Consider the following 21864-nt stretch of genomic DNA (forward strand, 5'->3'; position numbering starts at 1 on the left):
ACAACAGATCGGCACAAGTCTCTCACGCCAGGGCCGAAGCCCCAGCCGCAAGGACAAACGCCGCCCGCGTCTCCCTTCCTCATTCCAACTTGTCAAAGATCAGTAATCACTCTCGTAATTACCGGCTGAGGAGAAGTCAAGTACCTCGGCTTTCGCCAGATCTACTTTTCTAAACCTCGGAAAGTCCGTCCGATCCGCTCCGTTTTTCTTCCGGACCGCGTCGGGAGGCGCCGTATAAGCCGCCCCAGACTTCCGTGTCAACCGCCCATTTTCCCGGCGAAAGAACCGAACCGGCCAGGCCGGATCTCGGCGCCTCCGTCGACGAAGCGCAGCGTGGAACGGCCCGGGGGCCCTTCGGTGCGGCGCTGGACGATGGACGCTCCCTCAGTCGCCGGGTTCAGGGCGAGCCTGCGCCCGCGCCCGACGGCGTCCCGACCCTGAAGGGTCGATGCTGGCCGGTGATGCTGATGGAAGTTCCGGCGGACGGCGTGCCGTCGTGACCGGTGAGGCGGATTTAGTGGCGCGGGCGGCGATACGCAAGAGGCCCCACGCAGGACGGCCAAGCCCGGGACGCAAACCTCCCGGATGGCGGTTGCCGCCGCCCGCGCAAAGACGACGCGGCCGGCGCCAATCTGCGCAAGGCGGGCCGCGGCTGCATCGCCTTTGGTCTTCCGTCGCGGGGCGCCAGCGCGGATCATCCGGCCGCGAGTCCCTCCTGTCGTGAGATGGTCCTGGCCGGGTATGCATGCCGCAACCTCCGGCGACACCGTCACCCTGCAGGCGTATCCGGCCGGCGGCCGGGCCACGCCCCATCCCGCCCTGGGCGGTGGTCCCGGGAACCTGCTGCACGCCCTCGACATCCTGCCGCGCGGCCTGGGGCCCCATTTTGTGCCGGGCCGGTCGACGTGGAGGGGCCGGGCCCGGCGACATGCTTCAGGTCGACATCCTCGACCTGACGTTCCGGCTCGTCTACGCGGGCGGCGGGCACGGGGTGCAGGGCGACGGAAAGAAGGGCGTCCACAGGATGCTCCCGAAGAGTGCTCCGACCCCGTCCTGACCGGCGCCGGGCCGCGCGGGCCCGCAGGCCGGCCGCCAAGACAGCTCGCGGAAGGCCTTAACCTAGGTCAATACGGTATTTATCGTCTCCTTAAACACGGAATTAGTATCTTCCAGACTATTGAATTCCGGTTTTCCTGCCGTGCGCCGCCCGGCGGCTCACTCGAGGCCACCTGGCATGCGCCCGCATCCCCAGCCTGCCCTTCTGCCGCGCCGGGACGCGGCGCGCGATCCCCTGCTCCCCTATCTCGACGCGGTTCGGCAGGGCCTGCTGATGATCGACCGCACCGGGCTGGTCGTCATGGCGAACGCTCCGGCGCGGCAGCTCCTGGCCGGCCTGACGGTCACGCTGCGGATGCAGGCCGCCGCGATCCCGCTGCTGCGGGCCCTGCGGGACGGGACCGCCCCGTCGCGGCGCGCCGTCCTGCGCAATCTCCGCCATGCGCTGGCCCGGCGGCAGCCGGCCACGTTCGAAGTGCGGCGCCGGGACCATACGGTCCAGGTGGAGTTCCGTCCCCGCGCGGAGGACGGCTGGGTCGTCACACTCGAGGACGTCAGCACCCGCAAGGCCACCGAGGCCCGCGCCGACGCAATGGCGCGGCGCGATCCGCTCACCGGTCTGCCGAACCGCCTGCTCCTGCGCGAGCGTCTCGCCGAGGCCCTCGCGCGCCTCGCGCGGACCGGCGAGTGCTGCGCCCTGCTGCTGATCGACCTCGACCGGTTCAAGCCGGTCAACGACACGCTCGGCCATCCGGTCGGTGATGCGCTGCTGGAGACGGTCGCCGACCGCCTGCGCTCGACGGTCCGGCCCACCGACACGGTGGCGCGGATCGGCGGCGACGAGTTCGTCATCCTGCAGGCCGGGATCCGCGACGCGTCGGGCACGCAGGCGCTCGCCCGCCGGGTCGTGGACCTGATCGGCCGGACCTACATGGTGGAGGGGCATCTCCTGACGATCGGCGCCAGCGTCGGCGTGGCGCTGGCCCCCGAGGACGGGACGGATGCCGACAAGCTCCTGAAGAATGCCGACCTCGCCCTGTACCGCGCCAAGCTCGACGGCCGCAGCACCTACCGGTTCTTCGAGCCGGAGATGGACGCGCGCATGCAGACGCGCCGGAAGCTCGAACTCGACATGCGCCAGGCCCTCGCCCGGCGGGAATTCCAGCTGCATTTCCAGCCGCAATTGCAGCTTGCGAGCGGCACGCTGATCGGCTGCGAAGCCCTGATCCGATGGCGCCACCCTGAACGCGGGCTGGTCTCGCCCCTCGACTTCATTCCGCTGGCCGAGGAGATCGGGCTGATCGTCCCCATCGGTGAATGGGTCCTCCGCCAGGCCTGCCGCGACGCCACGACCTGGCCGGACCACATGTCGGTGGCCGTCAACGTCTCGCCGGCGCAGTTCAAGAGCGACCGGCTCGTGGAGACGATCATCTCGGCCCTGGCAGGCTCAGGGCTGCCCGCCCGGCGGCTGGAAGTGGAGATCACCGAGGGCGTGCTGCTGCAGGAGAATGAGAAGACGCTCCAGACCCTGCACCGGCTGCGGGAACTCGGCGTGCGCGTCTCCATGGACGATTTCGGCACCGGCTACTCGTCGCTGAGCTACCTGCGCTCGTTCCCCTTCGACAAGATCAAGATTGACCGCTCCTTCGTGAAGGATCTGACCAGCAAGCCCGACGGCGAGGCGATCATCCGGGCCATCGCCGGCCTGGGGAAGAGCCTGGGCATGACAACGGTCGCCGAGGGCGTCGAGACGGCGGAACAGATGCAGCGCATCCGCCTGGAGGGCTGCACCGACGTGCAGGGCTACCTCATCAGCAAGCCCGTTCCGGCCGAGGACCTGCGCCAGGTCTTCGCCGGCTTCCCGCAGGCCTGAACCCCCTCCCCTTCCGGACGCATTGCCATGAGCGACCTCTACCGTCTGGTCTATGCCAGCAAGAACCTGCTCCAGGGCCCGGAGCCGGAGGTCACGGCCGCAGTCCGGCAGATCCTCGACGCATCCCAGCGGAACAACGCGGCGGCCGGGGTCACCGGCGCCCTGATGTTCAACGCGGGCGCCTTCGCGCAGGTGCTCGAAGGTCCGCGGCGGGGTGTGGAGGCGACCTTCGAGCGCATCCAGCGCGACCTGCGGCACGACGACGTCACAGTCCTGCAATGCGGCCCGGCGGAGAGCCGCGCCTTCGGCAACTGGTCGATGGCGTTCGTGGGCCGGTCGACCAGCGGGCAGGCCCGCTTCAGCAGCCTCTCGGCCGAGAGCGGCTTCGACTTCGCGCGCCTCGACGGTGACCGGGTTTTCGCCATGCTGCACGGGCTCGTTCTGGAGGAAGAGGGATTCCCGGCCGTCGTGGCCGCCCCCGCAGAGATCAACCGCGCGGAGACCACCGGCGCTGAGAGCGCGCCCGAGCCGCGCGCGGCTTCCGGACTCGACGTCGCGCAGGTGCGGGCCGAGATCGCGCAGCTGCGCCCGGAGCCCGCATCGCAGGTCGCCCCGCCGGCTTCTGGCGGATCGGACCGGACGCCACCGGTCGGCCCGATCCCGCCCCGGCCCGCCGGAACGCGCGGCGCGACCGAAGCCGCGCTCAGCGTGCTCAAGGCGGCCCTGGCGAGTGAGCGGCAGCGCACGACCGACCTGCGGGCGGAGATCGACGCCCTGCGCATCGCGCTGGCCGCTTCCGCGGACCGGCTCGAGGCGATGCGCGACGAGAGGGACCTGTGGGCCGGACGGGCCGGCCTGCTCGCCCGCGCCATGGCGCAGGAGGCCGAAGGTGTGCGGGGCGCCGCACCGGCCGAGGCCGGCCAGACGCCTCCGGCGGCGGCGCGCGAGACCCGCGCCGCCTGAAACCGCCGCGGCGCGCGGGCGAATAGGCGTCATCGTGGCCAGTCCCGAGGGACCCGATGACGCTGCTGCACGACCTCACGGGGGCCCCTCCCGGCATGACCGGGGGCGCCCTGCTCCTGCGCCTGTCCGCCATCGGCGCGGTGCTGGCCGGGACCGTCGGTACCTTCGCGTATGCCGGCGGCTGGCTCGCGCCGGGCCTGGTCACGCCCGCCCGGGTCGTCGACCGCTTCGAGGCTGTGAACGGGCCCCATCCCGGCTTCCGACGCAATCACGCCAAAGGGCTGTGCGTGGCGGGCCGCTTCAGCGGCAACGGCGCGGGCGTGCGGCTCTCGAAGGCGGGTATGTTCGCGGCAGGGCGCGTGACACCGGTCGAGGGCCGGGTGGCGCTGGCCGGCGGCCAGCCCTACGCGGCCGATGCCGAGGCCACCGTGCGCAGCCTTGCCCTGCGCTTCCAGCTGCCGGACGGCGAGGAATGGCGCACCGGGCTGAACAACATCCCGGTCTTTCCCGTGCGAACGCCCGAGGCCTTCTACGCGCAGCTGCTCGCCGCCAAGCCCGATCCCGCTACCGGCAAGCCCGATCCGGAGCGGCTGAAAGCCTTCTTCGCGGCCCATCCCGAGAGCGCGACGGCCGCCGCCCTGATCAAGGCCCGAACGGTGACCGCAGGTTTCGCCGACAGCACCTTCTGGAGCCTGAACGCCTTCCGGTTCGTCGCCGCGGATGGCAGCACGCGGCCGGTACGCTGGGCCTTCGTCCCGGATCCGGCGTCCGCACCCAAAGGCGCGGCTGACGCCGCGACGACCGACAGGGACGCCCTGTTCGACGCGTTCGTCGCGCAGCTCGCCCAGGGCCCGCGGCGCTGGCACCTCGTCGTCACGCTCGGGCAGTCCGGCGACCCGACCGACGACGCGACGCGGCCCTGGCCCGCCCACCGCGAGACCGTGGATGTCGGCACCCTGACCCTCACGGCGGCGATGCCGGAGGCCGCCTCCACTTGCCGTGACATCAATTTCGATCCGCTGGTGCTGCCGGCCGGCATCGCGCCGAGCGACGATCCGCTGCTGAGCGCGCGCTCGGCGGCCTACGCGCAATCCTTCACCCGCCGCGCCGGCGAGACGAAGACGCCGAGCGCGGTGGCGGCCGGCGCCCCGATCCATGGAGCTGCCCTGTGACGGAGGCCACCCGCTTCAACCGCCCAGCGCGGCTGCTCCACTGGACCATGGCGGCGCTGATTCTGGCGATGCTGCTGATCGGCGTCGCGATGGTGACCTCGCTCGCCGATTACCGCGCCCTGGTCGCCCTGCACCGGCCGCTCGGGATCCTGATCCTGCTGCTCGCCGGATTGCGGCTGGCAAATCGCTGGCGCCATGCGCCGCCGCCCCTGCCGGCGGAGCTTCCGGGCTGGCAGAGGCGCGCCGCCCACGGCTCGCACATCCTGCTCTACGGCCTCATGCTGGCCCTGCCGCTCGTCGGCTGGGCGATGCTGTCGGCGGCGCGCTATCCCGTCATCCTCGCCGGTCCGCTGGTTCTGCCGCCGATCCTGCCGCAGGATGCGATGGTCTACGCGATCTTGCGCCGGCTCCACACCGTGCTGGCCTACGGTCTGTTCGGCGTGATCCTCGCACATCTGGGGGTCGCGCTGCTGCACGCGCTGATCCGCCGGGATGAGGTCTTCGCCAGCATGGCGCCCTGGCGGTCGCGCCGCAAAGAGCCCACCGTCGGAGCATGAAGGCTCCACCGTTCTCTTGAAAGTCTGATCCGTTCTCCATAAAGAACGCACGCCCGATCGGATCGGACGGTGCGGGCGCAGTCTGGGTGGAGGACGAGACGATGTCGGAGGGATTAGCGGCCCGGACCGTTGCGGCAGCCAACGGGGTGGCCCAGGACGCGGCCTTCGGCGCGGTGATCGCACCGATCCACCTGTCGACGACCTTCAAGTTCCCGGCCTTCGAACAGGCCGGCCCCTATGATTACTCGCGCCTGGGCAACCCGACGCGGGATGCCCTCGCCGACACGATCGCCAAGCTCGAGGGCGGTGCCCGCGCCGTCCTTGTGGCGAGCGGCATGGCCGCCCTGGACCTCGCCCTGTCGAGCCTCAGGCCGGGCGATCTTCTGGTCGCCCCGCACGATTGCTATGGTGGGACGCACCGCCTGCTCAGCTTCCGCGCTGCCCGCGGCCATTACCGGGTGGCCTTCGTCGACCAGACCGATCCGGACGCGCTGGCGGCGGCCCTGGCCGAGGGACCGAAGGTCGTGCTGATCGAGACGCCCAGCAACCCGCTGATGCGCGTGGTCGATATCCGGCGCATCACCGGGGACGCGAAGGCCGCCGGCGCGCTCGCGGTGGTGGACAACACCTTCCTGTCGCCCGCCCTGCAGCAGCCGATCGCCCTCGGGGCGGATCTGGTCGTCCATTCCACCACCAAGTTCCTGAACGGCCATTCCGACGTGATCGGCGGGGCCGTGATCGCCGCCGACAAGGCGGTGGGCGAGGAACTCGCCGCCTGGGCGAACACGATCGGCGTCACCGGCTCGCCCCTCGACGCCTACCTGACGCTCCGGGGCCTGCGCACCCTGTTCGTGCGGGTGGAGCAGCAGCAGCGCAACGCCGCCGCCCTTGCGACTTTCCTGGATGCCCATCCGGCGGTGGCCCGCGTGCATTACCCGGGCCTGCCCACGCATCCGGGGCATGCCCTGGCCAAGGCGCAGCAGGCGGGCTTCGGGGCGATGTTGAGCTTCGAACTGTCCGGCGGCCGCACGGCGGTGAAGACCTTCGTGGAGGCCCTGCGGGTGTTCACGCTGGCCGAATCGCTGGGTGGCGTCGAGAGCCTGGTCGCCCATCCGCCGACCATGACGCACGCGGCCATGGATCCGGATGCGCGCGCCATCGCGGGCATCACCGACGGGCTGCTCCGGCTTTCGGTGGGTCTTGAGGCCGAGGCCGATCTGCTGGCCGACCTGTCGCGGGCGCTCGAGGCTCTGGGCGGCTGAGCCGGCCGGTCACTCCTCCTCGACCACGCGGAACCCGGATTCGTCCTCGACCACCCGGAAACGGGCGAGCTGCACGGTGCGGGAGCGCTCGGCCGCCTCGTCGCGGCATTTGTCGACATGGGCGGCGCGGTTGACCACCTGCAGGTTCGGCGCGCCCCAATAGCCGAGCACCTCCGGCCAGGGCGCGTCCCGGTGCTCCCGCCAGACCCGGTAGAGCGGCAGCGTGTGGTCGACCTCGGCCGTTTTCAGCAGGCGCTTGCCGGTGGTGGTGCAGCGATGGCGCTGACGGAGCTTCAGCGCCCGAACCTGGGCGTGGGGCGCGATCCAGAACTTCCACGCCGCGACACAGGCCGCGTGCCAGCCAGCCTTGGTGTTGGGCGCGCCGCCCGCCCACAGATCCCGGTGCCAGCCGAACCGGTAGACCGGCTGGCCGCAGATGCAGCAGGCCCCCCGGCCGCGGGCGAAGGCCGGATCGCGGAAGGGGGCCGGCGGCAGGCGGAAGCTCCCGGCCCGGCCGGCGCCACCGAGCTGCCACGTCCAGCCCTCCGGCGTCCCCGAGCGGGCCGCCAGGGCCCGGGCGAGCCGGTCGGCCCTGAGGATGTGGTTGCGCCAGTAGCTCTCGACGGCGAGCCGCGGCGTCGGCGGGATCAGGGGGCGCGCGAGGGCGTGCTGCAAGACCGGCGCCGGGAAGATGGCCGGGAGGGCCTTCTCCAGCCGCGCCCGGGCCTGCACGTTGCGGAGGGTGCGCCAGCTCGATGTCGTCGTCATGCCGGATCGGTGGTAGCCTGCCGGGCGCCGCGCCGCGACGGCGCCGCTGCAACAGCGGGCCGGTCCCAGACCACCGGAGCGATACCGCCCTATTGTGCCGCGCCCGCCGCGCCGGTCTCGGATGAGCCCGATGCTCGCACACAGGCTTAAGAAAATGTTTCCCGTGAAACATCGGCCGACCCGTCGGCCCCGGCACGCCGCTGCCTTACCGCCCGGCCGGCCTCACGGACCCACCGTCATCGCCAGCAACCGGGTACGCGGTTGATGCCGCGATACGGGCGGCGGAAATCCGGGCGCCCGGTTGCCAGGGTGGACCACGCCGCCTAGACGGGCCCGGCGCGAAACTTGCCCGTCACCCGCCCTCTTGTGCAGAGGTTCCTCCCCGTGATCACCGGTCCGTGCCTCATCGTCCAGCCGATCCACGCGGCGGGCCTCGACCGGCTGCGCGCGGCCGGGCTGGAGCCGCGGCCGGCGAGCGGGACCGACCCCGAGACGCTGGCCCGCGAGGTCGCCGACTGCGTCGCCGTCATCACCCGGAACACCGGCTTCCCGGCCCGCGCCATCGCGGCGGCGCCGGCCCTGCGGGTGATCGGCGTGCACGGCACCGGCACCGACCACGTCGCCACCGCCGACGCGACCGAGGCCGGGATCGTGGTGGTCAACACGCCCGGCGCCAACGCGGTCTCGGTGGCCGAGCAGACGCTGGCGCTGATCTTCGCCCTGGCCAAGACTCTGCCGGAGGCCGACCGCTCGGTCCGGCGCGGCGACGACAGCTTCAAGTTCACCGCCCGCCTGGTCGAGCTCGCCGGCCTGACGCTGGGCCTCGTCGGATTCGGGGCGATCGGGCAGGCGACCGCCCGGCTCGGCGCCGCCCTGGGCCTGCGGGTGCTGGCCTACGGCCCGAGTCGCCCGGAGGCCGACTTCGCCAATGCCGGCGCCCTGCGGGCCGCCTCGGTCGACGCGCTCCTGGCGGAGGCCGACATCGTCTCCCTGCACGTGCCGCTCACCCCGGGCACCCGGGGCCTGATCGGCCGGGATCAGCTCGCCCGGATGAAGCGGGGAGCCTTCCTGATCAACACCAGCCGCGGCGGCCTGATCGACGAGGCGGCCCTTGTGGACGCGCTGGAGGCCGGCACGATCGCGGGCGCGGGGCTTGACGTCTTCGCCCAGGAGCCCTTGCCGGTTGACCATCCCCTCGCCCGGCAGGAGCGGGCGATCCTGACGCCCCATGTCGGCGGCTCCACCGGGGCGGCCCTGATCCGCACCGCCGAGACCGCCGCGACCCGCGTGGTCGACGTCCTCGCCGGCCGGCGGCCCGGCGGGCTGGTGAACCCGGCTGTCTGGGAGCGCCGCCGCGCGTCGTGACGCCCTGACGCGGGTCGCCGCCGGCCCCGAACGGCGCAGCACCTTCCCTCTCCCGTGCGGGAGAGGGTTGGGGTGAGGGACTAGAGGCTTCGGGATCAAGCACCCGATCGACGCGATTCGAGGGGGAGCCTCCTCCGGTGAGGGCGCCTCCCTCACCCTGTCCCTCTCCCGCACGGGAGAGGGGACCCGCGCCCGTGCCGGGCCAGTTCGGGATCCGCCGCGGACGCTCCCGGCCGGCCCGGATCACGCGTTTCGTCCGGACCGCGACCGCCCGCCGCGCGCTCTGTCATGCAATCGTCGCAGACGGGCCGGAAAGCCACCCGCTGCATCCGAGGCCAGAGAGGGCTCCATGGACTTTCACCGTCGCTTCACGGTCCTGATGTGCGCCCCGGCCTTCGACCCGGACGATCTCGAGGGCGCGCGCGTCAACCAGATCGTGGCGGCCGTCGAGCAGCGCGGCTTCGAGGTGGTGCGCGCCCGGCGGGTGGAGGACGCGGCCATCGCGGTCCAGACCGACGCGGCGGTCGGCTGCCTCGTGGTCGACTGGGGCAAGCGCGGCCTCGACGGCAAGGCCGCTGCCCTCATCGACATGATGCGCAAGCGCGGCCTGGAGATGCCGATCGTCATCATGGTCCGCCGCAAGCGGCTGGAGGACATCCCGGTCGAGCTCCTCGACTTCATCGACGGCTACATCTTCCTCGCCGAGGAGACGCCGGAATTCATCGCCCGCGGCCTCGTCAGCCGGGTGACGCAGTACGCCCAGACCCTCAAGACCCCGTTCTTCGGCGCGCTGGTCGACTACGCCGAGAAGGGCAACCAGCTCTGGACCTGCCCGGGCCACAACGGCGGCATCTTCTACAACCGCTCGCCGATCGGCCGGATCTTCGTCGAGCACCTGGGCGAGGCGATCTTCCGCGACGACCTCGACAACTCGGTGCTCGACCTCGGCGACCTGCTGACCCACGAGGGGCCGGCGCTCAAGGCCCAGAAGGAGGCGGCCAAGATCTTCGGGGCCGAGAAGACCTACTTCGTCCTCAACGGCACCTCGGCCTCCAACAAGATCGTCCTGTCCTCCCTGGTGGCCGAGGACGACCTCGTCCTGTTCGACCGCAACAACCACAAGGCGGCCCATCACGGCGCCCTGTTCCTGGGCGGCGGCATCCCGATCTTCCTGGAGACCGACCGCAACGCCTACGGGCTGATCGGCCCGATCTTCCACGAGGCCCTGGACGAGACGCGGATCCGGGAGAAGATCCGCCGCAACCCGCTGGTGACCGACCCGGAGGCGTGGCGCCGGGAGCGGCCGTTCCGCGTCGCGGTGATCGAGCAGTGCACCTACGACGGCACGATCTACGACGCCCAGGAGATCCTGGAGAGGATCGGCCACCTCTGCGACTACATCCTGTTCGACGAGGCCTGGGCGGGCTTCATGAAGTTCCACCCGCTCTACGCGCGGCGCTTCGCCATGGGGCTGACCAGCCTCGACGAGACATCGCCCGGCATCGTCGCCACGCAGTCGACCCACAAGCAGCTCGCGAGCTTCTCCCAGGCCTCGCAGATCCACACTCGGGACGGGCACATCCGCGGCCAGACCCGGCGGGTCGAGCACAAGCGGCTCAACGAGAGTTTTCTGGTCCACGCCTCCACGTCACCCTTCTATCCCCTGTTCGCCTCCCTCGATGTCGGCGCCCAGATGATGAAGGGGCGCTCCGGCATGATCCTGTGGGACGACACGATCCGGCTCGGGATCGAGTGGCGCAAGAAGGTCCGGGCGATCCGGCGCGAGTTCGAGGAGAACGAGCGCGACCCGGCGCGGCGCTGGTTCTTCGACCCGTTCGTGCCGGACGTGACGGTGAACGCCGACGGCGCCGAGGTGCCGTGGGAGAGCGTGCCGACCGACGAGCTCGCCGCCACGCCGCGCCACTGGGAGCTGAAGCCCGGCGCGCGCTGGCACGGCTTCAGCCACGTGGCGCCGGGCTACGCCATCACCGACCCGAACAAGCTCACCGTGCTGACCCCCGGCTTCGACCGGCACACGGGGGCCTACGCCCAGCACGGCGTGCCCGCGCCGATCGTGGCGCAATACCTGCGTGAGAACCGGATCGTCGCCGAGAAGAACGACCTGAACTCGCTGCTCTTCCTGCTGACCCCGGGGGTCGAGTCCTCCAAGGCCGGCACGCTGATCTCGGGCCTCGTCGCCTTCAAGCGGTACCACGACGACAACGTCCCGCTGGAGGAGGCCATGCCGGAATTCGTCAACCGCCGGCCGAACCGCTACCGCGGCGTGCGCCTGCGCGACCTCTGCGGCGAGCTCCACGCCTTCCACCGGGAGGCCGGCACCTCGGCGCTGCAGCGGCGCCAGTTCGCGCCAGAACACCTGCCCGAGATGGTGATGCCGCCCAAGCGCGCCGCCCAGCTGCTGACGCGCAACAAGGTCGACTACGTGCCGATCGCCGAGGCCGAGGGGCGGATCGCCACCACGCTGATGCTGGTCTACCCCCCGGGGATCGGCACGGTGCTGCCGGGTGAGCGCCTGGACGAGCGGGCCAAGCCCATGCTCGACTATTTCAAGATGTTCGAGGCCTCCGCCAACCTGTTCCCGGGCTTCGAGGCCGAGATCCAGGGCGTCTACCGCGAGGTCGACCCGGACGGGCGGATCCGCTTCCATACCTACGTGGCACGAGAGGGGGCCTGATGGAGATCGAGGTCGAGACGCCCGGCCTGCTCCCGGCCCGGTCCTGCCCCGACATCGTCATCCGCGCCTCCTCGGACGCCGATGTCGAGGCGATGGTGGCGATCTACGAGCACCATATCGGCAAGGGCGTGAGCGATGTCGGCGTCGCCGAGGAGGACCGGCTGCTCCCCGACGACCTGAAGCGGCGGCGCAAGACCATGCGCAAGAAGCGCCTGCCGCACCTCGTGGCCGAGCGGGACGGCGCGGTGGCGGGCTACGCCTACGCGGTGCCGTTCCGGAAGCGGCCGGCCTACCGCTACACGCTCAAGCACTCGATCTACGTGCATCCCGACCACCTCCATGCCGGGATCGGCCGAAGGCTGCTGCCGGCCCTGATCGAGGCCTGCGCGGCGGGCGGCTACCGCCAGATGATCGGCTACATCGACGCCGAGAACGCCGCCTCCCTGCGCCTCCACGAGGCCTGCGGGTTCGAGCGGGTCGGCTACCTGCGGGCGGTGGGCTTCAAGTACGGCCACTGGTCGGACAGCGTCATGGTCCAGCGGGCGCTGGGGACGGGGTCGGAGGACCGGCCGGGCTAGCGGGCGGCTCAGTGGCCTGAGGCGGACCGCGCCGTCGCGACGAGGTCGACCTCGACGCCGACATCGAGCGCCACCCACTGGCCCGAGGCCCAGGCCCCCTGCCCGACGCCGAACTCGGTGCGGACGAGGCCGACCCGCCCGGTGGCGTGCGCCGCGCCGCCCTCGACGGCCAGGTGGAACGGCAGCGTCACGGGCCGGCTCGTGCCGCGGATCGTCAGCGTCCCGATTGCCGCGTAGTCGCCTTGCCCCTTGTCGACGAAGCGGATCGCCTCGAAGCGCGCCTCGCTCGCCGCCTTGACGTCGAACCAGTCCTTCTGCGGCAGGGCCTCGTCGCGCTGGATGTCCCCGGTCCGCGCGCTGGCGAGGTCGACCAGAACGACGGCATGCCCCGCCTCGGGCTTGGCGGGGTCGAAATCGACCGTGGCCTTGAACCGCTCGAACCGCCCGGTGAACGGGACGCCGACCTGCACGCCGGAGAACCGGATGGCGCTCTTGGCCGGATCCACCGCCCACTCGGCGGCGGCGGCCGGCAGGGTGGCGGCCTGGAGAGCCGCGAGCAGGCAGAGGTGACGCGCGTTCATCGGGTCGGCTCCACGGTCGGGGTGATCGACGTGCTGCGCCCCGGCAGCATGCGGCGCAGCACGTCGTCGCGCAGGAGGAGATGGTGGCGCAGGGCCGCCGCCACGTGGACGGCGAGCAGAGCCGCCAGGAACCACGCTCCCAGGGCGTGGACCCGCTTGAGGAGACCCTCGGCGGCGCCGGGGTCGGGGACGAGGCCTGCCAGCGGCAGGTGCGGCCAGGGCACGATCCCGTACAGCACCGTCGGGATGTTGAACGGCGACAGCGACACGACGGCCCAGCCGGTCAGGGGTAGCCCGACGAGGAGCAGGTACAGCAGGTGGTGCGCCGCCGCGGCCGCCCGGCGCTCCCGCGCCGGCATCCCGGCCGGGTGCGGCGGCGGCCGGTGGGTCAGGCGCCAGAGGACCCGCAGGGCCGTCAGCGCCAGCACGGTGACGCCGACCGACTTGTGCCACTGGTAGAGCTGGAACTGGCGCAGCGGCGCCAGGGTCGCATGCGTCATGGTCAGCCCGAGGCCGATCAGGACGAGCACGGCGAGTGCGCTCGCCCAGTGCAGCAGGATCGCCACGGCGGAGTACCGCCGCGCGGAAACCCCGTTCGCCATGGCCGATCCCCCGGTCTCAGTCCTGCTTCTCGAAGGCGCCCGCGATGGTGAGGTGCAGTTCGTCGCCGATCAGCGGCACGTAGGTCTTCACCCCGAATTCGGAGCGCTTGAGCGTGCCGGTGGCCTCGAAGCCGACCGTGTATTTCTTGCTCAGCGGGTTCACGCCGGCGCCGACCAGGGTGACGTCGAGCGTCACCGGCTTGGTCACGCCGTGGAGCGTCAGATTGCCGGTCACCTTCGCGCGGTCCTTGCCCTCGGGGGCGACCTTGGTGGACACGAAGGTCATGTCGGGGAACTTGGCGGCGTCGAGCCACTGGTCGCCCTTGAGCTCGTCGGTGAGCTTGGCGCTGGTGGTCGTCACCGAGGCGACCGGGATCTTCACCGACAACTTGGCGGCGGACGGGTTCTTCGGCTGCAGCTCCAGCGTGCCGGACACGTCCGAGAAGCCGCCCGCGTAGTTCGAGAAGCCCATATGGGAGACCCGCCAGCCGACCTGGGTGTGGCCGGGATCGACCGCGTAGGTGCCGGCCTGGATCTGGGCGGGGTCGCGGGTCGGCGGCGTCTGGGCCAGCACCGGGGTGGTGACCAGCAGGGCCAGTAGGCCGGAGGCGAGAATCGACTTCAATTGTGTCTCCTGCAGAGCAGACGGTCGCGCCGCGATTCGCTGCGCCGCAGCAGTCCTGTAGACCCGTTCACGGCACCGGTTGAGCCTGCTATCCGGAACCCCATGGTTGCGAGAACGGAAACCTTCACGGGCGGGCTCGACGATGTGCGGGCCTTCTGCGCCGTCGTCGATCTCGGCACGGTGACGGCCGCCGCAGCGACTCTGCAGGAGACAAAAGGCAGCGTCAGCCGGCGGATCTCCCGCCTGGAGCAGGCGCTGGGCGCCCGTCTGATGGCCCGGACCTCACGGGCGGTCTCGCCGACCGCCGAGGGTCTCGCCTTCTACGCCAAGGCCCAGGAAAGTCTGACGCTCCTCGACGAGGCGGCCGAGACCGCCCGCGACGCCCGCACGGTGCCGGCCGGACACCTGCGGATCACAACCTCGATCGATTTCGGGATCGAGGTGATGCCCGAGATCGTCGCGAGCTTCCGCGCCGCCTATCCGCAGATCACCGTGGAGATGCTCAACACCGACGCGCGCCTCGACCTCGCGGTCAACCGGATCGATCTCGCCCTGCGGCTCGGTGGCGCGGAGGAGACCGGCTACCGCGCCATGGTCCTCGCCACCCTGGCGCTCGCCCTCTACGCCGCCCCCGCCTACCTGGAGCGCCGCCCGGCCCCGAGCGACCTCGCGGACCTGCGCGACCACGACCTGATCCTCGCCCGGGAACGGATCGGCACGGCCGGGCTGACCCTCTCCGACGGGCAGGGCCGCACGGAGCCGCTCTCCGTGAGCCCGGCGATCCGGGTCAGCGACTTCGCGACCGCGCACCGGCTGACCCTGGCGGGCGCCGGGATCGGCCATCTCCCGAGCCTCGTGGCCGCCCGGGCGGTGGAGGCCGGGGAGATCGTGCGCGTGCTCAGCCCCTGGGCGACCCGCAGCAGCCGCCTGCGCGCCGTCACCCTGGCCGGGCGCGAGTTGCCGGCCCGCGTCCAGGTCTTCCGCGAACATGTCCGCGCCGTCCTGGCCTCGCGCGAATGCCCCCGCGATGCCGTGGACGGTGACGGCGGATAGCGATAGGGCCGCCCCTCCCGGGTCAGGACGCCGAGCCTGCAAAGGTCGAGATCGATCCAAGTTGACCGATTGCTGGCGTGGCCGCTTAAGGGGTTTCGCGCATGCAGCGGAGGCCCGGACCGCCCGGCCATCATCCCGCACGGTCTGGCCCCTCTCGTCTCACGTCCGGATTCCGCTCATGGCCCTTCGCAGGAGGTGCCTGCGCCCCCTTCTATTCTTCGGGACGCTGGCCTTGATCGGAACGGGCATCGCCCTGGAGGCAGCCTGGGCCTCGTTGCCGGCCGCGACCCGGATCGTCCTGCAGAAGGGCAGCCGGTACTGGCCGACCGACCTGTATCTGCGCCGCGGCGACACCATCACGCTGCGCAACGGCGACGCGCGCCTGATCCATCATGCCTTCATCGAGGCGGATCGATTCTCGTTCGATGCCGGCGATCAGTCACCCGGCGCCGAGACGCGCCTGATCTTGGCCGCCCCGGGCGATTTCATCATCCAGTGCGGCATTCACCCGAAGATGAAGCTCACGCTCCACGTCGAATAGAGCACGGAATTCCCAGTCAGCCGTCGCGTCCGAGCCCGAGACCGCGGATGATGTCGCCGATCGGATCGATCCTCGCGGCAGGGTCCGCGGCGACCGGCGCGGGCTGAGGCGCGGCCGCGGCCGCTCGATCAGACTGGGCGGTGCGCACGATTGCGGCATGACGGAGCCGGGCAGCCCGGTGCGGCCCGCGCTCCGCACCCTTCGGCCGGCGCGCCGCCCCCGTCTTCCGCGGCGCTTCGGCCAGGCTCGCCATCTCGGCAGGAAGCGGCGCGGCCGGCATCGCGGTGGAGGGGACCGCGGCGGCGATCCGCGGCGCCGGAACATCTGCCAGCGCCCCGGTGGTCTCCGGTGCGGTCATTCGGGCCGGCGGATTGACCCAGGCCGTTGGGGCGATCGCTGCCGCGGCAGTCACGACCGGACGTGCAGGGCGCGTTTGCACCTCATAGTTGCCCGGATGCAGAATATGCGCAGCCGCCACCAGCCCGAATACGGCAACGGCAGTCGTCCCAAGGGTGGAGCGATAGTGTTCCATGGCGGAAAAACGTACCGCCAAGCTCCCGGTTCCGCAGGGTCGGAACGTCTGCCCGCACCGGGATGACCGGCGCAAAGAAAAAAGGCCACTCCCGAAGGAGCGGCCCGAAGTCTAGGGAGGAAACGCCCAAGAAGGGCAGCGGGATCGCGACGCCATCGCCATCCCGCAGTGCAAAGATAAGATACCGCATTGCGGCATGCAATGGATCGAGGCAGCCAAAGGCATGCATATGTGCCCTGGTGCAGCGGCAAAGCCATGCGCGTTCAGCATGCCGCAAAGGACGCACTCTCGGTGGAATGACGGCCTGCAACGCAACGGGTTGCAGTCGGAGCTGAAAACCGAGGCGCGAGCGGCGTGGTGTTCAAGCCCCGCTGGGCCGGCCATCCGGGCCGATCAGCCGCTCGATCTCCGCCTCCGCGACGGCGCGCGCCGCGTGCTCGGAGGTATACGGGCGGTACGACCCCCGGACCAGCTTGCCACGGTCGCGGATCGCCCAGGTGAAGCGGCCGGGATCATGCCGGCTCGGCCTGACCTCGACCGTGTAGAGATGCCCGTCCGTCGCACCCATGCGCAGAATGTGCGGAAGCCATCTACATCGGGACAGGGGGTGCGACCGTGGGCGGCAGCCGTGATCGCTGGATCCGTTCCCGATTGGGTCGAGACGGGGGCGATAGCCGAGGCCGTGCCGAACGAGGCGCGGGTCCCCTCTCCCGCACGGGAGAGCGGGCATGTCGCGGCTGTCTCGACCAGAGACGCCTGCCTTCCAGACCGTCGCAGCACGATCGGCAACGGCCCTAGCGCGCCGGCCGCCGGCGGCCCGGGGCCGATCCGCGCGGCCCGGAGCCACCGGCGTCCCGGTCGACGCGCCGGCCCTGGATCGGGCTCCCGGCGCGGCCCTCGGCCCCAGCCTCGACCTGCCCCTCGGTCCGGGTCCCGAGCCAGACCACGTGCTTCGGACCGCTGCCGCGGCCGCTCGCATGGACTCGCATCTCGTCGACCGCGAAGCCGGAGCGTTGGAGGCGGCTCTTGAACTTCCGATCCGGCGCGCCCGACCAGACACCCAGGATGCCGCCTGGCCGCAGGGCCCACCGGGCGCGCTTCAGGCCCCAATTGTCGTAGAGCCGGTCGTTCGCCTTGCGCATCAGCCCCTCCGGGCCGTTGTCGACGTCCAGCAGGATCGCGTCGTACCGGTCGGGACCGGCCTGGATCAGGCGGTTGACATCCGCCTCCTGCAGGTCGACCCGCGGATCATCCAGGCAGCCGGCGAAGACATGGGCCAGCGGCCCCCGGGCCCAGGCGACCACGGCGGGCACCAGCTCGGCCACCACCACCTGCGCCTCCGGCCCGAGGCCCTCGAGCGCCGCGCGCAGGGTGAAGCCCATGCCGAGGCCGCCGATCAGGATCCGGGCCCGGGGCCGGTCCTGGAGCCGCGCGCAGGTCATCGCGGCGAGCGCGACCTCCGAGCCGCTGCGCCGGTTGTTCATCAGCTCGATCGTATCGGCCAGGATCGCGAACTCGTCGCCGCGCCGCATCAGCCGCAGGTCGGTGCCGCCGCCCGGCACGGAGCCGGTATCGAGATGAACCCAGGGTATCACGCGCGCGTCCTCGTTTGCCGGCGCCCGTCCCGGACGGGCGTAGAGATCGTGGCAAGAGCGCGGTGGCGCGCGAGCCCGGCAGTGCGCGCCGCGCAACCCCCCGCCCGGCGACACGTCTTGCCGCGACCGATTCCGGCGGCGTATCAGCACCTATGGCCAAGCGCATCAAGTCGAGACCGCAGGAGCGAGGCTCCGTTCTGTTCGATATCGTCTTCACGGACGGCTCACGGGCCTCGAACCGGCGCGTGCCGGCCGAGATCCTCGGCGGTCTGGACGGCGACGAGCCGGCCCGGCAGTTGATCGCCGAGCAGGAGGAGGAGATCGCCCGCAAGGCCGGCCGGCCGGGCCGCGCGATCGAGAGCCTGACCCGCTCGCCCATCGTCAAGCCGAAGCCGGTCGTCTGACCGGCCGGGTCAGACGCTCTCGGCCATCCGGCGTGCGACCTCGTCCCGCAGAGCCTCGTTCATCGCGGTGAACCGGGCTTCCAGGCGCAGGCGCAGCCAGGGGAACAGGCCGGGGGCGAGCAGGCCCGCGACGGTCTCGGACTGCACGAGGCGGACCCCGTCGGCGGTCTCGGTGATCCGGACGTCGTGGTCGCCGGTGAGCAGGGGCGGCACGGGGACGCCGCCGCGCCACGTCAGCCGCCGGCCGGGTTCCCAGCAGGTCACGGTCACCTGCCGCGCGCGATAGGCGCGGCCGTTCAAGGTTCGCTCCAGCCGCCAGCGCGCGCCCTCGCGCAGGCGGCCCTCCGCCTTGCGGATATACGGGTTCCACGCCGCGTAGGAATCCAGATCCGTCAGTACGGACCAGACCAGTCCGGCCCGCGCGGGGATCGTGATCGCCGCGCTGCTGACCCTGCCGCCCGTCATGCATCCCCTCCCGGTGGCCCGGCGCCCGTTCGCGCCGGCCGTTTCCTGTTCCCGGAAACGCGCGCCGCCCGCCCTTCGGTTCAGACCGCGCCCTCGACCACCTCCAGCGCCCGCAGGATGGCGAAGCCGATCCGCTCGGCCTCGGCCTCCGCGTCGGCGGGGAGCAGCGCCACGGTCTCGACCCCCCGCTCGTCCTCCGGACCGACCACGATCCGGAGGATGTCGCCCTCGACCGCCGACGGGTCCCGGATCAGGCCAACCCGATGGCCGGCCCCCGTGCCGAAAACGCGCAGGGGCGCTTGGTCCAGATTGGGCTCCGGTTCCGGCGCGGGGCTGCGGGGGACGCCGAAGGCAGGGCGGATGACGTTGTCGTCGGACATGCGGAACCCAGTCTCCGTTCGTACGCGGATGCCGGCGCGGGCGGTGCTCAGGCCTGCTTGTGCCGGCGACCCGAGAGGCCTGCCGTCGCGAGCACCGCGTCGGCCAGCACCTCCAGGCCGGCCCCGGCCCAGGCCGGCGTGATGCTCTCGGCCTCGTTGTGGCTGATCCCGCCGTGGCAGGGGCAGAACACAAGGGCCGCCGGCACCGCGCGGGCGCAGTAGACGGCGTCGTGGTAGATTGCGGTCGGCATGCGCGTCCAGGCATGGCCCCGCGCCTCGGCCGCCGCCTGGACGCGATCCACCAGAACCGGATCGAACGGGGTCGGCGGCGCCCGCCAGAACTCCGCGACCTGGATCGTGACGCCGCGCTCCGCCGCCAGGGCGCCGGCCCGGGCGCGGATCTGCGCACCCATCGCCTCCAGCTGCGCGGTATCGCCGTGGCGGGTGTCGAGGCTGAACCAGACCCGGCCGGGCGTGATGTTGCGGCTCGCCGGCTCCGCCTGCAGCACGCCGACGGTGGCGCGGCCGCGCTCTCCGTCCGCGCCGACCGCCGCCCCGGCGATGCCTTCCAGCGACGCGATCAGCGCCGCCGCGGCCATCATCGCGTCGCGCCGGCCGGCCATGGGGCTGCCGGCATGGGCCTCCTCGCCGAGCACCGTGATCTCGTACCAGATCTGGGCGAGCGCCCGGTCGACCACCCCGATGGCGAGGCCGGCATCCTCCAGGCGCTTGCCCTGCTCGATGTGGAGCTCGAAATAGGCGCCGATCTCCCGCAGGCCGGCCGGATCCGCCGCCCCCTCCCAGCCGATGCGCCGCAATTCGTCGCCGAAGGCGTGGCCCGCGAGGTCCCGGGTCGCCAGGATGTCGGCCTCCGGGACGATGCCCATGGCGACGCCGCTGCCGCTCATCGGCGGCGCGAAGCGCGCCCCCTCCTCGTTGCACCAGTTGATCAGCAGGAGCGGCGCCTCGGTCTCGATTCCGGCCTCGTGCAGGGCGCGCATGATCTCCAGCCCGGCGAGGACGCCGAGAGGGCCGTCGAACTTGCCGCCGGTTGGCTGGGTGTCGAGATGGCTGCCGACGGCCACGGGCCTGCGGCCCGGATCGCGCCCGGGGCGATGGAAGATCATGTTGCCGACCCGGTCCACGGTGAGCGTCAGCCCCGCCGCCTCGCCCCAGCGCCGGAACAGGGCGCGCCCCTCGGCGTCGCGGTCGGTCAGGGCTTGCCGGTCGTTGCCGCCGTTGGGCAGCGAACCGATCCGGGCGAGGTCCATCAGGCTGTCCCAGAGCCGATCCTGCGAGAGCGGGAGGTTGATGCGGTCCATGGCGCCTCTGCCGAATGCCTACCGGAGGGTCGAGGTTACGGCGCAGCGGCAACCCGCACCAGGGTGAGCCGGCGCCGATTCCGGCTGCCGGGCGTCCAGCGCACAGGGGCCGGATCGCGGATCCCCGTCGGATCGCGGCGTCTACCGATCATGCGTGGTCGAACTGTCCATGCCGGAGCGATGTGAACCCGATCTTTGTGCCGTGACGGGACGGTCGTGGATTGCCCAGGATCGGATTGCCCAGAGCCAGTGTCTCGATCATCCGCAATAATGCAGCCTGATGGCCAGCGCCCACGACCTCATGCCAAAAGCCGTTGGCGTGGCCGATACTGGACTTCGGGCTTGCGGATTGCATGGGCTCGGGGTCTATCTGTCCGCCATCGTACACTGATCGATTGTAGCCAGGTCGGAGGGGATTCCATGGTGCTGGCTTCCACGGCAGCCTCTGCCCTGCAGGCCGCCGGATTCGTCGGAACCTGGGATACGGATGTTCGGGCCGGCCGGTCCGTGCTGGACGCGGGCGCGGCGTCCCTGATGGCAGGCGATCCGGGGCTCGCCGGGACTCCGCTGCCGCTGGACGCCGCGCTCGGCCGGATCCATCCGGCGGACCGGGACTGGGTATTCGGCCGGATCCGCCATGTCCGTCAGACCGGTGGCCCGGTCTCGCTTGAATTCCGCATCGTGACCGGGACGGGCGAGACCCGCTGGATCCTCAACCGCGGCAGCCTGACGCCTGATGCGGACGGCACCCTGCGCGGGCGCGGTGCCTATATCGACGTGACGGATCTGCACCGGGACGCGCTGCAGGCCGCGGAGGGAAACGGCGCGGCGCACGGGGCGACGGACCTGAATGAAGCGGCCGACCACGGCCTCCAGATCCATGCGGCGCTGGAGCGCCACGGCGACCCCTATCTGCGGTCGGTCTCGGGGATGCTGCTCCTCGGGATCGGCCGCGCGCTGGCGCGGCGCGATCCTTGAGACACCCGGCCGGCGGCTCAGGCTCGCCGCCTCAGGTCCGCCAGGGATGGGCCGGCAGCTCGGTCTGGCCGATGGCCTTGGCGCCGGCTTCCGCGACGGCGTGATCGTTCTCCACCGTCGAGCCGCTGACGCCGATCGCCCCCGACATCACGCCGTCGGCGTCGACGATCGGGATCCCGCCCGGGAAGGTGATCAGCCCGTCATTCGAGTGCTCGATCCCGTAGAGCGGGCCGCCGGGCTGGGACAGCTGGCCGATCTGGCCGGTCATCATGCCGAAGAAGACCGACGTCTTGGCCTTCTTCTGGGCGATGTCGATCGACCCCACCCAGGCATCGTCCATGCGGTGGAACGCCTTGAGGTTCCCGCCGGAATCGACCACCGCGATGCACATCTGGGTGCCGAGCTCCACGGCCTTCGCGCGCGCAGCCGCGATTGCTTTCTCGGCCTGCTCGATCGTTACGTGCATGGGGACACTCCCGTTCGCGTTGTCTGCGAGA

At 71.5% G+C, this 21864-nt stretch carries 24 protein-coding genes; 13 read left to right on the plus strand and 11 right to left on the minus strand.

The window, feature by feature from the left end; genetic code table 11:
* Window positions 1-928 precede the first annotated feature (928 nt).
* The 6 genes from CIW48_RS34610 (at window position 929) to metB (ending at window position 6883) form a co-directional block, all read left to right on the plus strand.
* A complete protein-coding gene (locus CIW48_RS34610; RefSeq protein ID WP_281407387.1) occupies window positions 929-1057 on the plus strand; it encodes a hypothetical protein in 129 nt (42 codons plus the stop codon).
* A gap of 177 nt (window positions 1058-1234) precedes the next feature.
* On the plus strand, window positions 1235-2929 hold the full coding sequence (locus CIW48_RS24845; RefSeq protein WP_149313142.1) for an EAL domain-containing protein: 1695 nt from the start codon (window positions 1235-1237) through the stop codon (window positions 2927-2929).
* Window positions 2930-2956: 27 nt separating this feature from the next.
* Window positions 2957-3892, plus strand: coding sequence for a BLUF domain-containing protein (locus CIW48_RS24850; protein ID WP_149313143.1), 936 nt, complete (start codon window positions 2957-2959; stop codon window positions 3890-3892).
* A gap of 56 nt (window positions 3893-3948) precedes the next feature.
* The gene (locus CIW48_RS24855; protein WP_149313144.1) at window positions 3949-5064 is read left to right on the plus strand and encodes a catalase family peroxidase; all 1116 of its coding nucleotides are present in this window, start codon (window positions 3949-3951) and stop codon (window positions 5062-5064) included.
* Complete coding sequence (locus tag CIW48_RS24860; protein ID WP_149313145.1) at window positions 5061-5621, plus strand: cytochrome b/b6 domain-containing protein; 561 nt, start codon at window positions 5061-5063, stop codon at window positions 5619-5621. The genes CIW48_RS24855 and CIW48_RS24860 overlap by 4 nt, the downstream gene beginning before the upstream one ends.
* A gap of 101 nt (window positions 5622-5722) precedes the next feature.
* Window positions 5723-6883: a cystathionine gamma-synthase gene (metB, locus tag CIW48_RS24865; RefSeq protein WP_149313146.1), complete on the plus strand. Its 1161-nt coding sequence runs from the start codon at window positions 5723-5725 to the stop codon at window positions 6881-6883.
* A 9-nt stretch (window positions 6884-6892) separates the two neighbouring features.
* Here the strand turns inward: metB and CIW48_RS24870 are convergent, their stop codons facing one another.
* Window positions 6893-7651, minus strand: a complete 759-nt coding sequence (locus CIW48_RS24870) for a hypothetical protein (protein WP_149313147.1) — start codon at window positions 7649-7651, stop codon at window positions 6893-6895.
* Window positions 7652-8035: 384 nt separating this feature from the next.
* Between CIW48_RS24870 and CIW48_RS24875 the strand changes: the two genes are divergently transcribed.
* From CIW48_RS24875 to CIW48_RS24885, 3 genes are all read left to right on the plus strand, one after another.
* Window positions 8036-9016, plus strand: a complete 981-nt coding sequence (locus CIW48_RS24875) for a hydroxyacid dehydrogenase (protein ID WP_149313148.1) — start codon at window positions 8036-8038, stop codon at window positions 9014-9016.
* A gap of 349 nt (window positions 9017-9365) precedes the next feature.
* Window positions 9366-11711 (plus strand): Orn/Lys/Arg decarboxylase N-terminal domain-containing protein, encoded by a 2346-nt coding sequence (locus CIW48_RS24880; protein ID WP_149313149.1) that lies wholly within the window; start codon window positions 9366-9368, stop codon window positions 11709-11711.
* Window positions 11711-12289, plus strand: coding sequence for a GNAT family N-acetyltransferase (locus CIW48_RS24885; protein WP_149313150.1), 579 nt, complete (start codon window positions 11711-11713; stop codon window positions 12287-12289). The genes CIW48_RS24880 and CIW48_RS24885 overlap by 1 nt, the downstream gene beginning before the upstream one ends.
* Window positions 12290-12297: 8 nt before the next feature.
* On the opposite strand, the gene CIW48_RS24890 is transcribed toward CIW48_RS24885, so the two are convergent.
* Genes CIW48_RS24890 through CIW48_RS24900 form a run of 3 tightly spaced genes read right to left on the minus strand, consistent with a single transcriptional unit; the run spans window position 12298 to window position 14097 of the window.
* Window positions 12298-12870 carry a YceI family protein gene (locus tag CIW48_RS24890; protein WP_149313151.1) on the minus strand — a complete coding sequence of 191 codons (573 nt, stop codon included), beginning with the start codon at window positions 12868-12870 and terminating at the stop codon, window positions 12298-12300.
* Complete coding sequence (locus tag CIW48_RS24895; RefSeq protein WP_149313152.1) at window positions 12867-13472, minus strand: cytochrome b; 606 nt, start codon at window positions 13470-13472, stop codon at window positions 12867-12869. Before CIW48_RS24895 ends, CIW48_RS24890 begins: the two co-directional genes overlap by 4 nt.
* A 16-nt stretch (window positions 13473-13488) precedes the next feature.
* Window positions 13489-14097, minus strand: a complete 609-nt coding sequence (locus tag CIW48_RS24900) for a YceI family protein (RefSeq protein WP_149313153.1) — start codon at window positions 14095-14097, stop codon at window positions 13489-13491.
* Window positions 14098-14199: 102 nt separating this feature from the next.
* Between CIW48_RS24900 and CIW48_RS24905 the strand changes: the two genes are divergently transcribed.
* Entirely contained in the window at window positions 14200-15150 is a 951-nt protein-coding gene (locus CIW48_RS24905) for a LysR family transcriptional regulator (protein WP_149313154.1), read from the plus strand.
* Between the two features lie 178 nt (window positions 15151-15328).
* On the plus strand, window positions 15329-15691 hold the full coding sequence (locus CIW48_RS24910) for a hypothetical protein (RefSeq protein ID WP_149313155.1): 363 nt from the start codon (window positions 15329-15331) through the stop codon (window positions 15689-15691).
* A 16-nt stretch (window positions 15692-15707) separates the two neighbouring features.
* Here the strand turns inward: CIW48_RS24910 and CIW48_RS24915 are convergent, their stop codons facing one another.
* The 3 genes from CIW48_RS24915 to CIW48_RS24930 all read right to left on the minus strand — a co-directional run bounded on the left by CIW48_RS24915 (window position 15708) and on the right by CIW48_RS24930 (window position 17818).
* Window positions 15708-16244: a hypothetical protein gene (locus CIW48_RS24915; RefSeq protein ID WP_246695414.1), complete on the minus strand. Its 537-nt coding sequence runs from the start codon at window positions 16242-16244 to the stop codon at window positions 15708-15710.
* Window positions 16245-16584: 340 nt separating this feature from the next.
* On the minus strand, window positions 16585-16791 hold the full coding sequence (locus CIW48_RS24920; protein ID WP_149313156.1) for a hypothetical protein: 207 nt from the start codon (window positions 16789-16791) through the stop codon (window positions 16585-16587).
* A gap of 226 nt (window positions 16792-17017) precedes the next feature.
* Complete coding sequence (locus CIW48_RS24930) at window positions 17018-17818, minus strand: hypothetical protein (protein WP_149313158.1); 801 nt, start codon at window positions 17816-17818, stop codon at window positions 17018-17020.
* 152 nt (window positions 17819-17970) lie between these two features.
* Between CIW48_RS24930 and CIW48_RS24935 the strand changes: the two genes are divergently transcribed.
* On the plus strand, window positions 17971-18222 hold the full coding sequence (locus CIW48_RS24935; RefSeq protein WP_091782386.1) for a hypothetical protein: 252 nt from the start codon (window positions 17971-17973) through the stop codon (window positions 18220-18222).
* A 9-nt stretch (window positions 18223-18231) separates the two neighbouring features.
* Here the strand turns inward: CIW48_RS24935 and CIW48_RS24940 are convergent, their stop codons facing one another.
* The 3 genes from CIW48_RS24940 to CIW48_RS24950 all read right to left on the minus strand — a co-directional run bounded on the left by CIW48_RS24940 (window position 18232) and on the right by CIW48_RS24950 (window position 20389).
* On the minus strand, window positions 18232-18687 hold the full coding sequence (locus CIW48_RS24940; protein WP_149313159.1) for an SRPBCC domain-containing protein: 456 nt from the start codon (window positions 18685-18687) through the stop codon (window positions 18232-18234).
* 80 nt (window positions 18688-18767) lie between these two features.
* Window positions 18768-19067 carry a hypothetical protein gene (locus CIW48_RS24945; protein WP_149313160.1) on the minus strand — a complete coding sequence of 100 codons (300 nt, stop codon included), beginning with the start codon at window positions 19065-19067 and terminating at the stop codon, window positions 18768-18770.
* A gap of 47 nt (window positions 19068-19114) precedes the next feature.
* Window positions 19115-20389 carry a Zn-dependent hydrolase gene (locus tag CIW48_RS24950; protein ID WP_149313161.1) on the minus strand — a complete coding sequence of 425 codons (1275 nt, stop codon included), beginning with the start codon at window positions 20387-20389 and terminating at the stop codon, window positions 19115-19117.
* A 420-nt stretch (window positions 20390-20809) separates the two neighbouring features.
* Between CIW48_RS24950 and CIW48_RS24955 the strand changes: the two genes are divergently transcribed.
* Complete coding sequence (locus CIW48_RS24955; protein WP_149313162.1) at window positions 20810-21367, plus strand: PAS domain-containing protein; 558 nt, start codon at window positions 20810-20812, stop codon at window positions 21365-21367.
* A gap of 31 nt (window positions 21368-21398) precedes the next feature.
* Here the strand turns inward: CIW48_RS24955 and CIW48_RS24960 are convergent, their stop codons facing one another.
* The gene (locus tag CIW48_RS24960; RefSeq protein ID WP_149313163.1) at window positions 21399-21833 is read right to left on the minus strand and encodes a heme-binding protein; all 435 of its coding nucleotides are present in this window, start codon (window positions 21831-21833) and stop codon (window positions 21399-21401) included.
* Between the last annotated feature and the right edge of the window lie 31 nt (window positions 21834-21864).

This window comes from Methylobacterium sp. P1-11 (assembly GCF_008329595.1).
Classification (GTDB): Bacteria; Pseudomonadota; Alphaproteobacteria; order Rhizobiales; family Beijerinckiaceae; genus Methylobacterium.